Genomic DNA, 13,847 nt, shown 5'->3' on the forward strand with positions numbered 1-13,847 from the left:
ATGACCAACCGGACGCCCGTGAGGGACAGGCCGGACGCCTTGGGGTGACGGAGAGGCCCGTAGTACCGTTGAAGCCGGGTAATGCCGGTGGAGGAAAGGGGCCTCAGTTCAAGACAAACGCAACACGTAGTGAGGGACCTGGAGATTGGGCAACCTATCAACTCCGATCAGTGTTCAGAAGCTGCAGATGGCGTTACACGCGAAAGCGAAGGCCGAAGCCGGGTACCGCTTCTATGCTCTGTACGACAAGATCCATCGTGAGGATGTGCTGGCGCATGCGTACGCCCAGTGCCGCTCGAACAAGGGCGCGCCGGGTGTCGATCGGCAAGACTTCGCGCAGGTCGAGGCGTATGGGGTGTCGAAGTGGCTCGGCGAACTGGCGCTGGCGCTCAGGCAGGAGACTTACCGGCCGGACCCTATCAGACGAGTGTTTATCCCGAAGGCCAATGGCAAGCTGAGGCCACTGGGCATCTCGACCTTGCGAGATCGGGTGTGCATGACAGCAGCGATGCTGGTGCTCGAACCGATCTTCGAAGCCGATCTTCCACCCGAGCAGTACGCCTACCGGCCGGGCCGCAATGCCCAGCAAGCGGTAGTCGAGGTGGAAGAACTGCTGTTTCGCGGGCACACGGACGTCGTGGACGCCGACCTCGCGGACTACTTCGGAAGTATTCCCCACGCCGACTTGATGTTGTCGCTCGCGCGACGCATCGTGGATCGGCGCGTGCTGCATCTGATCAAGATGTGGTTGGAGTGCTCCGTTGAAGAAACCGATAACCGAGGCCGAAAGACACGTACGACCGAGGCCAAGGACAGTAGGCGTGGCATTCCGCAAGGCTCACCCATCTCACCCTTACTGGCGAATATTTACATGCGCCGGTTTGTGCTGGCGTGGAAGAAGCTCGGGCTTGAGCGAAGTCTCGGCAGTCGAATCGTGACCTACGCGGACGATCTGGTGATCCTGTGCAGGCGAGGCAAAGCTGAAGAAGCGTTGTCGCGACTACGCGAGATCATGAGCAAGCTGAAGCTGACGGTCAACGAGGAGAAGACACAAATCTGTGCGGTTCCGGAAGGGGAATTCGACTTCCTGGGTTACACGTTTGGGCGGATGTACTCCGCAACGACTGGCAAGGCCCGTATGGGCATGCGCCCGTCGAAGAAGAGCATCCGACGCATGGTCGAGAAGATCCATGCGTTGACCGCCATCTCCATGACGTGGCTCGATACCACGGAGTTGGTAGGCAAGTTGAATCGCACGCTACGCGGCTGGGCTAACTACTTCAAGGTAGGGACGTTCCGACGCGCGTACCGGGCGCTCGACAGCTATACCGCTGCGCGGTTGCGCCGGTGGTTACGGAACAAGCATAAGGTTAGGCGTCGCAGGGGCGGGAGCTATCCACTCCAGCACCTCTACGGGCACTTCGGTCTCGTACGCCTGACGGGTCCTTGGCTGTAACTTGCCGTGTACGAAGGCGTGATGTCTTGTCCGAGAGCCGGATGCGGGAGATCTGCATGTCCGGTTCGATGAGCGGGGTGTGAAAAACGGAACCATGGTCAGGTTATTGGGGCACCGCCAGACGAAAGAGGCGGCAACAGACAAACCCAGCCTAAAGTCACCGCGTCACATCTCGACTCTACCAGGTTCAAATGTCCGCTTCCGTGGCGCGTAAGCTGACCAGCGGCCCGTACCTCGGCGCTGGAGCCTGCGATGGCTGCGACCGAACGGATCACGATGACGATGCGCGAACTGGACAGGTACAAAGTGATTCAGGATGTTGCCGATGGCGTGCTCAGACCGTGGCGGGCTGCGAAGCGACTTGGGCTGACGACGCGGCAAATCCGTCGTCTTGTCGGCCGGCTGCGTGAACACGGACCGCAAGGACTCGTGTCAGGTCGGCGCGCCATGGCCAGCGCAAACGGTGAGCTGGTCACACTGTACAGGGAGATCAGACGGGACATCCTCGACCTGCAGAAGGAACCAGGCTGAGGGTGCCAGTGCCGTCGAGCGGCTCGCGCGCGATCTCGAGGCAGTGTTTCCCAACATGCGCGGGTTCTCGCCCGGCGGCCTCAAATACATGCGTACATGCGCGCGCAAGCCTTTCGCCGTTGGGCATTTGTGCAACAGCCCGTTGCATAAATACCGTGGTCGCACGCTGCCACACTTCTCGACAAGCTAGACGGCGCAGCTCGGCGACTCTGGTATGCCCGCCTGAGATAGCGGGAATGTCCTGCCCCGGCGTGTCTACCGTCCAGAATAATTAGTAAGCGCCCAGGAGGCGATCCAGCGCGGCCGTGATCCGCTCACGGTGTTCGACAAGCGAACCGGTCTTCGGCCCCAGTTCGCTTAAGGGCACGGCCGCGACAAACGCCGGATGCAGGATGCACCGGATGCCGCCGATATCGAATGATGGCGTGAAGTCCGCCGGGAGCTTCCCGGGCGGAAAAGCATCAGCCTGAATCAGCGGTACGACGACGCGGATCGACAGACCTTCTAGAAAGTCGCTTTGCACGTCGACAAGATACGGTGTACTGGCGCGGCCTCTACCGCTATTGGCATAGACGTCGAATCGCGCCATCAGAACATCCGGTATTGCGCCAAGGGAAGTCCGTTCTCTTCGACCCACTGGTTCGTGTGCCTGATGAACTCGGCGTGTTCCTCAGCCCAGCGCCGGCCTTCTTCGGCCTGAATCGCCTCGCGCAAGGCCTGCTCGCAGGTGCGGGAAAAGTTGATGCCGAGACTTCTCGCCCGTTCATACACGTCCACGGGCAGCGTGACATTCGTCGCCTTGCGCGCCCCGCCTGTTGCTGCATGTGCCATGGTGAATTCTCCGCGCGAACAATGCGCATGTTTATCCACATAATAACCCGCATCTGGCAGTTGGTGCCGTCGCGTCGAGAAGGCTGCGGTCATATGCGCAGGCAAGCCCTCCCTTTCGTGCGCAACGCCTGTCGGCACAAGGTGCAGGCTTAATCCTATAGGAATGTGAAGCGCCGCCATGCGAACCACCCGGCAAATGAGCATCACGCTTCCGAACGAAATGGCCGAGGAAATCCGCAGGCGCGTCCGGAGCGGTGAAACGCGACGGAGTCAGAAGTCATCCACGACGGCCTGCCCGAACTCGCTTTACGTGAACGTGCTATCGAGGCCCGGTTGCGCGATTCGGTCGGGCTGGTCGCTGCCGCACTTGAAGCTGTGTGGTCTTTGCGCCGGACGCATGCGATCAACTGGCGAGTTGGAGGCAGCAATCGCGACCGCAGGCGCCCCACGGAAGGCGGCCGAATACGTCGACGCCATCGTCACACTCTGCGAGCTCGATACCCTCCCCGCGGCCGTGCTGTGATCGCATACCGCGTTTTGGGCGAGACGGTCGCGATGCTCGGCGTCTACTATGGCGGGCAGGGACTACGCGGCCAGGTCTCAGCCGAATCTTGATGACCCCGCCTGGCCGCGCGGCTGACACGGCCAAGAGCCCGGTCGCCCATGTCTTACCCCTCGGACAGCAACGGACGAGGCGACGAACGACGGCAACCTGTCACGCCCAGAGTGGGACGATCTCACGCGCGAAGAGTTGCGGGCAGAACTCGCCCGTCTGCAGGCCGAAAACAGCCGGCTCGCTGCCATGCTGCGAGCCATCGTGCCCGGTACCAGGCAACCCGGGGCAAGCGATCCCGCGTAATGCCTCGCCGGCTGTGCAAAATGCAGGCACTTCCTCGCTTTCCCCACTTCCCCACTACAGAAAGTGCAACTTTTCCGGAGGCTTTTCCGCGGCCGAACTGACGTCTATCCGCTTCGGTGGGAAAGCCGCAATTCCGGAAAATCCGGTTACGCGCCGGTGTGCGCGAACGAGTGGCGCGCGGGCATCTGCGAAAAGCCCCGCATCCGCTGCGCGGACTGCACGCATCGGGTGCTGCTGTCACCGGACGATCAGGTCTTCGATGCGCATCTTTCCGGCGATCGTACCGTGGGCCTTTACCCGCTAATGGCGGACGGTACCTGTTACCTGCTCGCCGTCGACTTCGACGAGGAGAGTTGGCGGGACGATGCGATGGCGTTCCGGCAGTTGAGCGGCCTCACGTGTGCCTCTCTACGCACGTCAAAAGCGCTATCCTCGATAGCTACAATGCGTAGCATGCCCGCTCTTCTGCTCATCACGTGGATTTCTGATCGATCTAAGCAAAGATATGGAGTGAGATGCGATGGCAAATCTGCTTGAATCGAATCCGGCTCCGGGCGCACCTGGCAATCCGCTGAACTGGAGCCGCGCGGACAAAGACGCCGTCGGAACGGCGTACTCGCTGTCGAGCCAGGTCTGGTACACGACAGCAGGCGGCATCCTCACGGAAATCTACTTCCCGGATGTCGACACCCCTCAGGTACGAGACTTCCAGCTGATCATTACCGACGGGTCGACCTTCTATCACGACGCGCAGAAGGACTTCGACCATCGATGCGAATGGCCGGAGCCGCCCGCCTTATCCTGCCGGCTCACATCCCAGGCGAAAGGGCAACCCTACACCGTCGTGCAGGACGTGATCGCCGAGAAGGGTTCGGCCTGCGTGCTGGTTCGCACGACACTGCAGGGGGACCAGGATTTCCTTAACACACTGCACGTCTATGCCTTGTTGACGCCTCACATGGCGGGATACGGCGCTGGCAACACCGCGCATCGCGTCAGCACCGCAAATGGCGATCGCCTGGTCGCGACGCGTGACCATTACTGGCTCGCGCTGGGCGCCGACTGCGGCTTCGGCACGACGAGTTGCGGCTTCGTGGGAGTGAACGATGGCTGGACCGACATCATCGCAAACAAGCGCTTGCCGGTCTGGAACTACGACGCAGCAAAGGACGGATACGTCGCCGTGACGGCAGAGATCAACCGCGCAGGGCAGAATCAATTCGTTCTGGCACTGGCGTTTTGCGTCGACGAACCGACGCCGATTACGCAGAGCACGCCCAACAAGGCGCTGACCGCCGTATCCGAGGCGCTGGCCTACTGAGCTTGCCCGTAAAAAATGGATCCCTTGCTGAGTGTGTAAAACTCACGCGAGGAGGAAGGAAAGATGGGTAATCCGAGAGCACGGTACACGCAGGAATTCATGATAGAAGCCGTGCGCATGGTCCGCAACGGCCAGAGCATGGCGGCGGTGGCAAAGATACTAGCCATTAGCCCGAAGACGCTGCACAACTGGGTTAAGGCCGATGCCGCTGGCAAGCTGAACGGCGCAGGCAAGCAGGTTTCTCCCGAACAGATGGAGATTGCCCGGCTGCGCGCGGAGTTGGCACGCGTGAAGATGGAGCGCGACATATTGGAAAAAGCCACGGCGTACTTCGCAAAGGTGTCGGATTGAAGTACGCCTGGATTGAACTTCACAGCCGACAATGGCCGGTTTCCCTGACCTGCCAGGTGCTGGGTGTCAGCCCCAGCGGTTACCATGCCCGCAAGGCCCGGGACGTCGATACGGAGCGTCCGCGCCGACGTATCAGCAACGACGCCCTGCTGGTCCACATCAAGGCCGTGCACGCTGAATCCAAAGGCGAGTACGGCTGGCCGCGGGTGTGGAAGAAGCTGCTTGCCCAGGGCATTCGCGTCAGCAAGGATCGTGTCCAGCGGCTCATGAAGCTGCATGGCATCAAGGCGAAGACCAAACGCCGCTTCAAGGCCACCACCGACAGCAACCACAACCTGCCGGTCGCGCCGAACCTGCTGCAACGCGATTTCTCGCCTGCTCGCCCCGATCAGGCCTGGAGTACGGACATCACGTACCTCTGGACTGACGAGGGCTGGCTGTACCTGACGGTCATCCTCGACCTGTTCAGCCGTCAGGTGGTGGGTTGGTCGATGCAGCCACACATGCGCACGGAGCTGGTGTCTGACGCGCTGCGTATGGCGTGGTTTCGCCGCCGGCCGGAAGCGGGCCTGATCGTCCATAGCGACAGGGGTAGCCAGTATTGCAGTCATGACTTCCAGGACCTGCTTAAGGGCTACGGCATGCGCAGCTCGATGAGCCGTCGAGGAAATTGTTGGGACAACGCGCCGACCGAAAGCCTGTGGGGATCGCTCAAGCGAGCACGCATCCTTGGCCAGCGCTTTGCAACGCGTCGCGAAGCGATGGACGAGGTAATCGACTGGTTGAGCTTCTACAATCATTCGCGCTTGCACTCGACGTTGGGCTACGTCAGCCCGATGCAATTCGAGCAGGACTGGCACGCCGCCCAGAACCAACGGGTGGCATAATCTCCGCTCAGTTAAGGGATCCGAAATTCGCGGGCAACGTCATACCCCTTCGACGGACCCGCCGACCCATACAGCCATAAGCAAGCGTTCATCCAGGGCTGGAACGACGCTGTTCGCGACCCGTTCCAGCCCAAGGCGAACATTACGGGCGATGGCAATGCGCTTTTCAACATGAGCCGCAACGTGTTGCTCGCGCATGAGGACAAGACGGCCGACGGCGCACTGGTGGCTTCATTGAGCATCCCGTGGGGACAGACGGTGCAGGACCTCGCTGCCGGCTACCACATGGTCTGGCCGCGTGACATGTGCCAAAGCGCACTCGCGCTGCTGGCCGCGGGCGCGCAGGATGCGCCCCTACGCGGGCTGATGTTTCTCGCTGCGTCGCAATTGGCGGATGGTAGCTTTCCGCAAAAGTTTTTCATTGACGGCGAGCCTTGGCGGGACAATGCCTCGCAGCTCGACGAATATTCCTTTCCAATCATTCTGGCCTATCACTTGAGCGAAGCCGGTCTGCTGCGTCAGTTCGATCCCACCGGCATGGTGCTGGCCGCAGCAGGCGCATTGATCAAGAACGGCCCCATGACTCAGCAGGAACGATGGGAAGAACTCGAAGGATACTCCCCTTCGACACTGGCATCGAACATCGCGGCGCTAGTCTGTGCGGCTACTAAATGGGCGGACGCCAGCACCGCCCAGTTCCTGCTCGAATACGCGGATTTTCTGGAATCGCATCTAGAGACATGGTGCGTCGCTGCGGAAGGCTCACCGGTTCCGGGCGTGACGCAGCACTACATTCGAATCTTGCCGACGCACGTCAATGGCGTCTTTAATTTTCCAGAAGATCCAGATACCGCCCAAGTAACCGTCTGGAACAAAGACTACAACGCAAACACCATCGTGGACGCGGGTTTTCTCGAACTGGTGCGCTATGGCATTCGGGCCGCGAACGATCCGATCATCGTCAACTCGGTCAAGGTAGTCGATGCAGTAATCAGAAAAATTCTGCCGCAGGGGCCTGCCTTTTACCGATACAACCACGACGGTTATGGTCAAGGCAATCTTGGCGAGGACTGGTACGACGGCGCTACCTTCGGCGTTGGTCGACCGTGGCCGCTGCTCACTGGCGAACGCGGCCATTACGAATTGGCCGCCGGTGGCGACCCCACCCCCTACATCCGCGCTCTCGAGGCGTTCGCCGGAACGCGCGGTCTGCTTCCCGAGCAAGTGTGGGATCTGCCCGATCTGGCAGACCCGCCCTTCGTCACTGGCGGGCCGACTGGCTCTGCCATGCCGCTCGCGTGGGCCCACGCCGAATACATCAAGCTCGTTCGCTCCGCTTCGGACGGTCAGGTCTTTAACCACCTGAAAGTCGTCGCCGACCGTTATCAGTCTCAGCCCGGCCAGGCGCCGCGCGCTCGCAGCAATATCGAAATCTGGAACTTCAACCGCCCGCTGCCGTCGATTCCGGCCGCCACGACAATTCGGATCCCTTTGGCTGCGCCTTTCCGCCTGCGCTGGACGATCGACGACTGGGCCACGTCGGAGGACAGCGAAGCCACCGCAACGGCGCTCGGCATCTACTACGTCGATCTGGTCACGCAAGAAGCCCAGGCCGGTTCATCGCTTGCATTCACCTTCTTCTGGACCTCGAGTCAGACGTGGCAAGGGCAGAATTTTTCCGTCGCCCTCCAATCCTAAGCGATGCGTCGCCAACGGCAGACAATTGCTTCTGTCATGGAGAAACACACGACTTCATCTAAGCCGTCCATGATCTCCATGACGCTGGAGAACCGCACGTAGGTACGTGGGTCATCGAACTGTTTGATATTCCCTTTGACGAGCAGCAGGTCCCAAGCGGGCTCGGTGGTGTCGAGGGCCAGATAGAACGCGCCGATGTGCGCGATGAAGTTTCGGGCGCTGGCCAGCCGGTTAAACCACTTCACGCCCTGAGTCAGTCCGTCAAGCGTTTCGAGGGGGCCTCGCCGTCTCCGTCCAGGAGCACAGCGCTCATTCGCCGAGTAACTTTGCTGGACATACTCCGCCGCGCATCCGGTCGCCCATAGTCCACCGAACGACTGACGCGTGGAACGGGTGAACGACGCGGTGACGCTCAGGCGCGCAATCAATTAGGCCAGCGCGGTCCAAAATGCTTACGTTACCGGGAGGGGATCCAAAAATTCCCCGTCGGCTCAGCAATGGCCAATTGCGCGCGGTTATTCCTGATCGCAATGCACCTTGAAGTGCGTTAGCACGGCGGCCCCAAACGCATTGCTTATCGCAACATCGGCGGCGTCGCGACCGTATGCCATCAAAACGCGCCCGATGCGTGGTGCGTTGTTACGCGGATCGAAGGTTTGCCAGCTACCCCCTACGTAGGCCTCAAACCACGCCGCGAAATCCATTGGCGCTGCGACGGGGGGCAAACCGACATCGCTGATATAACCGGTGCAGTAGCGAGCCGGAATATTCATGGCGCGGCATAGCGTGATGCCCAGATGGGCGAAGTCCCGGCAGACGCCTCTTCGTTCGCGGTAAACGTCCGCTGCGGTTTTGGTCGGCCGCGCGTGCCGGTAATCAAATGCGATATGCCGGTGCACGAAGTCGCAGATTGCGAGAACAGTCTCGCGGCCCGGCGCGCACTGTCCAAAAACCTTCCACGCGACGTCGACCATCAAATCGGTTTCACAATAGCGGCTACCCAATAGGAAAACGAGCGTATCGTCGGGCAACTGCTCGACTGGATGGCCCCGACCGTCTTTCGGACGCGTTTCCATCGCATTTGGCACATTCAGAAGCGCGGTCGTGCTCAAGCCAACCCGCCCGGCGGGCGCGATTATCCGCGTGCACAGGTTGCCGAACAAGTCGCGGTACTGCCTCGTCGCCACCGGCGGATCGGTAACGAGGAGATCTGCCTCGACAATATCCTTTGCATGCGAAAAGTGCGTGTTCAGCATCAGCATCATCGGCGTCGGTTGTGAGCACTCGTACGACAGTTCGTATCCGACGCGAAGCTTCATATATTTATCCTGTTCGTCTGATCCCGGAGGTTGGGGCTGGCAACTCAAAGGCGTGCGGCCCGAGACAGCCACAACAGATGATCCCACGACGCCGGGCGTCACGCTCGCATTCAAAAACAATCGCCGCTACCTGGCCTGAGCGGCCCTATGGTCTGTTGAAATGAAATGAACGCCGTCTCCCGGTGAGAGATTGGGCCTGACGCCAATGCTCTCAACGGCGACGACCGTCGTGCGTGCGACGTCGAACGCAGCTAGTGACCGTACTCGGCGGGACGAGTGAGTGTGTCGAGGCGGCGAAACAGGAATGGAATCAGCTAGTCGGGCCAAGCAGCAGGTCGATTGCGGCTTGACCGGCGACTTCCCCAACCAGGTAGGCCCATCGTTCAGTAAAAGGGCCGTTGCGCAGCGCGATCCGGCCCCCCCGCGCGCCGAGCACTTCGAGGTTGGTACCGCCTTTGATCTGGACAGTCACGTTGAACGTGTCCTCCGCAGCCGGAGTCAACTCGACGTGAATCTCGAAGCCACGATAGGTGATCACTCGTTGCATGAAAGCCTCCATGTCGTTATCGGAGACTAACACGCGAACGTTGCATGGTTCATCCGGCTACAGGCGCTGATCCCGTACGAGGTCGGTAACCGGCGTCGTAATTCTGCTTGCAGAGGCGTTCGAGACGGCAATTGCCTATTGGTTGAACTGCGCCCCGAGTACTGATGGTCCTGACAGACGTGCCGAGCGTCGGGAAGGGACCGGGTGCCACGAGATGCGTTCTTTCCGGCTGCACCAGATGCTTCAAGATTCCCCGACCCTTCGACCGTGAGCCGCTGGTACCTGAATTCGCAATTCGCGACTTTCGCTTGCCCCGTGAAGGGCGGCTTGTGGCCGACTTGTGCCCGATGGCCCGGTCCTGGGAAGCCCATGCCTTGCCGCGCGCTTCCCGATGACACGAGATGGTCATACGCGGTGGCACGCAGCCGTTAGCACTCAACGTAAGAGCGACCTGTGGTCCGCACCGGTCTCACGGTTCCAATCCTATGAATCCTGCCAATTCCTCGGGTCTTCCCAAGGGGAATGCTTCCTTAATGTGATCGAGAAAGGCGGAAACGCGAGGGCTTAGCAAGCGCCGCGAAGGATAAAGCGCCCATAGTGCGATGTCAGGGCCATCCAGGTCACCCCAATGCGTAAGCCTGCCGGCTGCGATAACTGAGCGAAGCGGATCTTCGAATGTCCGCCCGGATCGCTGAGCGAACGACAGTTGATGGGCCGAAAGCCTCCCCAAAAGAAATATCGGCAAGTCACTCCTTCTTTCGTCTTTCGATTTCTTGTTTCACACGTTCGATTTCAAGCCGTTTAGCTTCCTTTGTTCCCCATCGTGGCGCTCTGTTCTGGGTGGCTTCGGCGGCTGCACGAATGCGTGCTTTGGCAGCAAGTTGATTGGCTCTGCGTTCGTCCAGCTCCCTCATTTTGGCCGCTTGCCGTTCGGCGAAGCGTTCAGCCGCGATGGGTGTGGTTCGTTCAGGTAGTCCAGCAAGGACCACAAGCTTGTCGATATTGTCCCAGGTGCTGATCCAGCCGTCGTTGTAGGCAAACTCGCTAATCAACGGGAGGTTGAGTGCCGTGTAGATCGGGACCCAGTTTTCTTCTTCGCCCTGGCGGCGACGCACAGCGAGTTTGGGATTGAACTGGTACCGCCCGGTGGATACGCGCAGGAACAGGGATCTATTGTAGGCATAGTCTCTGTCGATTTCGTTCCTCGCCAGCACGCCAGAAAGATGCTGGCGCTTGTTGCGCTCTGGCCGCGCGATGTTAGCGGGTAAGTGTTGCCAGGCATCGAGGATGATTTGGGTCTGGAACGCGCTGTCTGTATTGCCTCGTATCTTGCTGAATCGTGCTTTGAACAATACCCACAGGGTCTGGAACAGAAAGTATTCAGACAGATGCCGGTCGATGCGGACCAAGCGATCGCCCGCTCTGACATCAATGCAGGGCGGAGCCAGGCATTCATAGATTGCCGCCAGCGGGCCAGCAGCGAACTTTGCATCGCCAAATGCCTGACGCAAAGCCCAGTGCAGGGCATTGTGACCATAGTGATCGACGGCATCGCGGTCGGCACCGCGCTCCAGCAGGGCTTCCACCAGCGCCACATTTCCTGCAGCAGCTGCGGCCATCAGCGGCGTCTGGTTCATTGGCAGACGATGATCGACGCCATGCTGGTCACACTGCCTGAGGATGTCCTTGAAACGGTTGGCGAAGAAAGGGACGTAGCTCTTGCGGGCGAACACCGCGCGCTGCTGATCAAAGGTTCGTGCCTGCTCGAATTTCGCCTCGACTGCCAGCCACTCGGCGAGCTGCGGTTCATCGAAGCAGGTGGCATAGTCAAAGAGTTGCTGCTTGCCCTTGTTGCCCGGAGACTGCTCGCGGAAGACCTTGATCAGCAATTCCCTGACCTTGGCCTCATCGAACACCGGCCACGGCACCGGGGCCTGCTTCAAGATGGTGCGGCGGATGGCCTCCGCCTGCTCCTGCTTGCCCTGCAGTTCAAGTTTGCGTGCTTCCTTCTGCCAGTCTTCGAGCGTGGATTGCCTGGCCTCGATCCTGGTCTGGCCGACGATCAGATCCAGCAACCCGAACAGATCATGCCCTGTGTCCGACTCGATCATGTAGATGTTCTTGATGGCGCGCGTCAGCGCTACATACAGGGCATTGACGAAGAATTTATAGACTTCGAGCGACTTGTCACTCTTGTCTTTAGCGCGTTTGTAATCCGGTGTCTCGACCGCCAGATCGGTCTTGGCGATGCCCTCGACAATGTCGTTGAACTCGCCCCGGTGATCCGAGATGAAACGGTAGAGCACGATGTTCTCGTATTCGAGACCCTTGGCTTCGTGGATCGAGAACAACAGCGGCGTGGCAAAGTGCTTGCGGGCGTCGGCCTTGTCCTCATCGCGCATTACCAGGACGGCGAACTGGGCGGATTGGCGAATCTTCTGGTCCAGTTCGCGCTTGGTGGCGTCCTTGTCGGGTATCAGCGTAACCTGGCCGGTCTCGCCGCCGACGGCCTGGACCAGGAAGTTGCTCTCCCGGTCGATGGAGCCGAAGCGCCGCTGCTTGATCTTGAGCAACTGATTGGCGACGCGAGTGGCCTCCAGCCCGTTGCGAAAGTTGGCCATTAGCACGCGTAATTCCTGCCGCTCGGCCAGTTTCGGGTCCTTCCAGAACAGGCTCTTGACTTGGCTCCAGGAAAAGAAATTGGGATGGACAATCTGGTTGGAATCCCCGCAGAGCATGAAATGGCCAGGCTTCTTCATGGTTTTCAGCACGAGCGCGAGTTGCACGGTGGTGATGTCCTGCACCTCGTCAATAACCACGAAGTCGTAGCGCGGCGCAGCCAGCGCTTGCCAGTCCTGGGCGACCAGATTGAGGTCGTAGAGCTTTGCCTCGGCCAGCCAGGCGCGATACTTCTCAAACAGATTGTAGAGTTGGTCGCGCCGTTCTACGGGAAAGATCGATTGACGCACCCCCAGTGCTTGATACTCGTCGCGCGACAGGACACCGCCCGACCCGGCGGCAATCACGCCGCGAATCTCCTCGAAAGCCTGGTGGGCATCGACATCCTTGAAGTTCTGCCGTATACGCGAGTACCAGCCCGCAAAGTCGCGCCAGCTAGCCTCGCGTCCTGCCGGAACGCGGATCGACTCGACAAACTCCCGGTAGGACAGAAATACGGCATCCTGAGCGCCATGCTCGAAACCGTTGGCGTAATAAAGGTCGCGGGCGCTCTGCGCCAGGAAGGCGGAGTGAGTGACGTAGAGGACCTCACCTTCGGCATGCTTGAGCTTTTCAAGCGTCAGTGCGGTCTTGCCGCTGCCAGCGCTGCCGACGACAACCAGGGGAGGTGGCTGTCGGTAAATGGTCTCCTGCGTGTCATCAAACGAGATCGGTTTGTCGAGCAGGTGAATGCCGGTACGCTCGGGATGAAGGTAGCGTAGAGCTTGCGCCTCCCTGATCGCGTCATCAGCGCTGATGTCTGGAATTTTGCTCTCGTCAATCGCCGCGCCGCGCAGGAAACGTGACTTATCGTAGGCGTGATTGGCGATCACTTCCAGCATCAGTGCGCAGACTTCATCCCCGTGGCGCACCAGCGAGAACAGCAGCCGGTCGGCGTCATCCAGCTTCGCCCGGTAGAACTTGCCGTGGCTCAGATTGGCAAGCTTCTTGACTTGGGCAGCACGGAAGTCGTGGCGGGCGATGGCCGCGGACACCTTGTCGTAGCTGGCCTTGACGCGTGAAGTGTCGAGGCCTGTGTATTCGAGAATCTTCATGAGGCGATGAGGACAAGTGCAAGAGCAAGAAAGAATTCTCTCATGGCCGTCTGGCCTGCCAACCTCTCTAGCAAGTTTTCCGGTCATTCCTGAACGGCAGTTATCCGACCTGGACCGGACGCCCTACGACAGGGTATTTCCTCATGCTGAATGACCGGTTCGGGCCGTCTCCTGACCGATACGCTTTGGCTCATGTCGACCCACAAGGGCCGGTCCCCTTTCTCCATAACGGTCGTCCAAGCTATGTGCGGAACTGTTTAGCTGGTACGCGACC

General features: G+C 60.0%; 11 protein-coding genes and 2 pseudogenes. 6 read left to right on the forward strand and 7 right to left on the reverse strand.

Annotated elements, in window-relative coordinates; genetic code table 11:
- The first annotated feature begins 145 nt into the window (after positions 1 to 145).
- Entirely contained in the window at positions 146 to 1,456 is a 1,311-nt protein-coding gene (gene ltrA, locus OKW35_RS15340; RefSeq protein WP_429552470.1) for a group II intron reverse transcriptase/maturase, read from the forward strand.
- 252 nt (positions 1,457 to 1,708) lie between these two features.
- Positions 1,709 to 1,918 (forward strand): annotated as a pseudogene (locus tag OKW35_RS15345) (helix-turn-helix domain-containing protein); the annotation flags it as partial.
- Positions 1,919 to 2,258: 340 nt separating this feature from the next.
- Here the strand turns inward: OKW35_RS15345 and OKW35_RS15350 are convergent.
- Both OKW35_RS15350 and OKW35_RS15355 read right to left on the reverse strand, forming a co-directional pair.
- Complete coding sequence (locus OKW35_RS15350) at positions 2,259 to 2,576, reverse strand: CcdB family protein (RefSeq protein WP_429354965.1); 318 nt, start codon at positions 2,574 to 2,576, stop codon at positions 2,259 to 2,261.
- Positions 2,576 to 2,998 carry a type II toxin-antitoxin system CcdA family antitoxin gene (locus OKW35_RS15355; protein ID WP_429488103.1) on the reverse strand — a complete coding sequence of 141 codons (423 nt, stop codon included), beginning with the start codon at positions 2,996 to 2,998 and terminating at the stop codon, positions 2,576 to 2,578. The genes OKW35_RS15350 and OKW35_RS15355 overlap by 1 nt, the downstream gene beginning before the upstream one ends.
- Positions 2,999 to 3,740: 742 nt before the next feature.
- On the opposite strand from OKW35_RS15355, the gene OKW35_RS15360 reads away from it, so the two are divergent.
- From OKW35_RS15360 to OKW35_RS15375, 4 genes are all read left to right on the forward strand, one after another.
- A complete protein-coding gene (locus tag OKW35_RS15360) occupies positions 3,741 to 4,214 on the forward strand; it encodes a TOTE conflict system archaeo-eukaryotic primase domain-containing protein (RefSeq protein WP_429552471.1) in 474 nt (157 codons plus the stop codon).
- Complete coding sequence (locus OKW35_RS15365) at positions 4,198 to 4,998, forward strand: hypothetical protein (RefSeq protein ID WP_429552472.1); 801 nt, start codon at positions 4,198 to 4,200, stop codon at positions 4,996 to 4,998. The genes OKW35_RS15360 and OKW35_RS15365 overlap by 17 nt, the downstream gene beginning before the upstream one ends.
- Before the next feature lie 63 nt (positions 4,999 to 5,061).
- Positions 5,062 to 6,236 (forward strand): IS3 family transposase gene (locus OKW35_RS15370; protein ID WP_429550849.1). Its coding sequence is split into 2 segments (ribosomal slippage): positions 5,062 to 5,317 and positions 5,317 to 6,236, totalling 1,176 coding nucleotides; the frame shifts between segments, so codons are not numbered across the junction.
- A 171-nt stretch (positions 6,237 to 6,407) separates the two neighbouring features.
- Positions 6,408 to 7,934, forward strand: a complete 1,527-nt coding sequence (locus OKW35_RS15375) for a glycoside hydrolase family 15 protein (RefSeq protein ID WP_429552473.1) — start codon at positions 6,408 to 6,410, stop codon at positions 7,932 to 7,934.
- On the opposite strand, the gene OKW35_RS15380 is transcribed toward OKW35_RS15375, so the two are convergent.
- The 5 genes and pseudogenes from OKW35_RS15380 to OKW35_RS15400 all read right to left on the reverse strand — a co-directional run bounded on the left by OKW35_RS15380 (position 7,931) and on the right by OKW35_RS15400 (position 13,573).
- Positions 7,931 to 8,179: a hypothetical protein gene (locus OKW35_RS15380; RefSeq protein ID WP_429552474.1), complete on the reverse strand. Its 249-nt coding sequence runs from the start codon at positions 8,177 to 8,179 to the stop codon at positions 7,931 to 7,933. The two genes, OKW35_RS15375 and OKW35_RS15380, sit on opposite strands and share 4 nt — an antisense overlap.
- A gap of 270 nt (positions 8,180 to 8,449) precedes the next feature.
- The gene (locus OKW35_RS15385) at positions 8,450 to 9,253 is read right to left on the reverse strand and encodes a transglutaminase-like domain-containing protein (RefSeq protein WP_090811454.1); all 804 of its coding nucleotides are present in this window, start codon (positions 9,251 to 9,253) and stop codon (positions 8,450 to 8,452) included.
- Positions 9,254 to 9,563: 310 nt separating this feature from the next.
- Complete coding sequence (locus tag OKW35_RS15390; protein WP_429552475.1) at positions 9,564 to 9,800, reverse strand: hypothetical protein; 237 nt, start codon at positions 9,798 to 9,800, stop codon at positions 9,564 to 9,566.
- 469 nt (positions 9,801 to 10,269) lie between these two features.
- Positions 10,270 to 10,452: pseudogene (locus OKW35_RS15395) on the reverse strand (LysR family transcriptional regulator); the annotation flags it as partial.
- A 94-nt stretch (positions 10,453 to 10,546) separates the two neighbouring features.
- Positions 10,547 to 13,573: an ankyrin repeat domain-containing protein gene (locus OKW35_RS15400; protein WP_429552476.1), complete on the reverse strand. Its 3,027-nt coding sequence runs from the start codon at positions 13,571 to 13,573 to the stop codon at positions 10,547 to 10,549.
- Between the last annotated feature and the right edge of the window lie 274 nt (positions 13,574 to 13,847).

It is taken from the genome of Paraburkholderia sp. MM5477-R1 (assembly GCF_050436385.1).
Classification (GTDB): Bacteria; Pseudomonadota; Gammaproteobacteria; order Burkholderiales; family Burkholderiaceae; genus Paraburkholderia; species Paraburkholderia tuberum.

Excerpts from the sequence above, each read along its gene's own strand:
- OKW35_RS15350 (WP_429354965.1), bottom strand. The coding sequence starts at position 2,576 with ATGGCGCGATTCGACGTCTATGCCAATAGCGGTAGAGGCCGCGCCAGT.
- OKW35_RS15355 (WP_429488103.1), bottom strand. The coding sequence starts at position 2,998 with ATGGCGGCGCTTCACATTCCTATAGGATTAAGCCTGCACCTTGTGCCG.
- OKW35_RS15365 (WP_429552472.1), top strand. The coding sequence starts at position 4,198 with ATGGCAAATCTGCTTGAATCGAATCCGGCTCCGGGCGCACCTGGCAAT.
- OKW35_RS15375 (WP_429552473.1), top strand. The coding sequence starts at position 6,408 with ATGAGCCGCAACGTGTTGCTCGCGCATGAGGACAAGACGGCCGACGGC.
- OKW35_RS15385 (WP_090811454.1), bottom strand. The coding sequence starts at position 9,253 with ATGAAGCTTCGCGTCGGATACGAACTGTCGTACGAGTGCTCACAACCG.
- OKW35_RS15390 (WP_429552475.1), bottom strand. The coding sequence starts at position 9,800 with ATGCAACGAGTGATCACCTATCGTGGCTTCGAGATTCACGTCGAGTTG.
- OKW35_RS15400 (WP_429552476.1), bottom strand. The coding sequence starts at position 13,573 with ATGAAGATTCTCGAATACACAGGCCTCGACACTTCACGCGTCAAGGCC.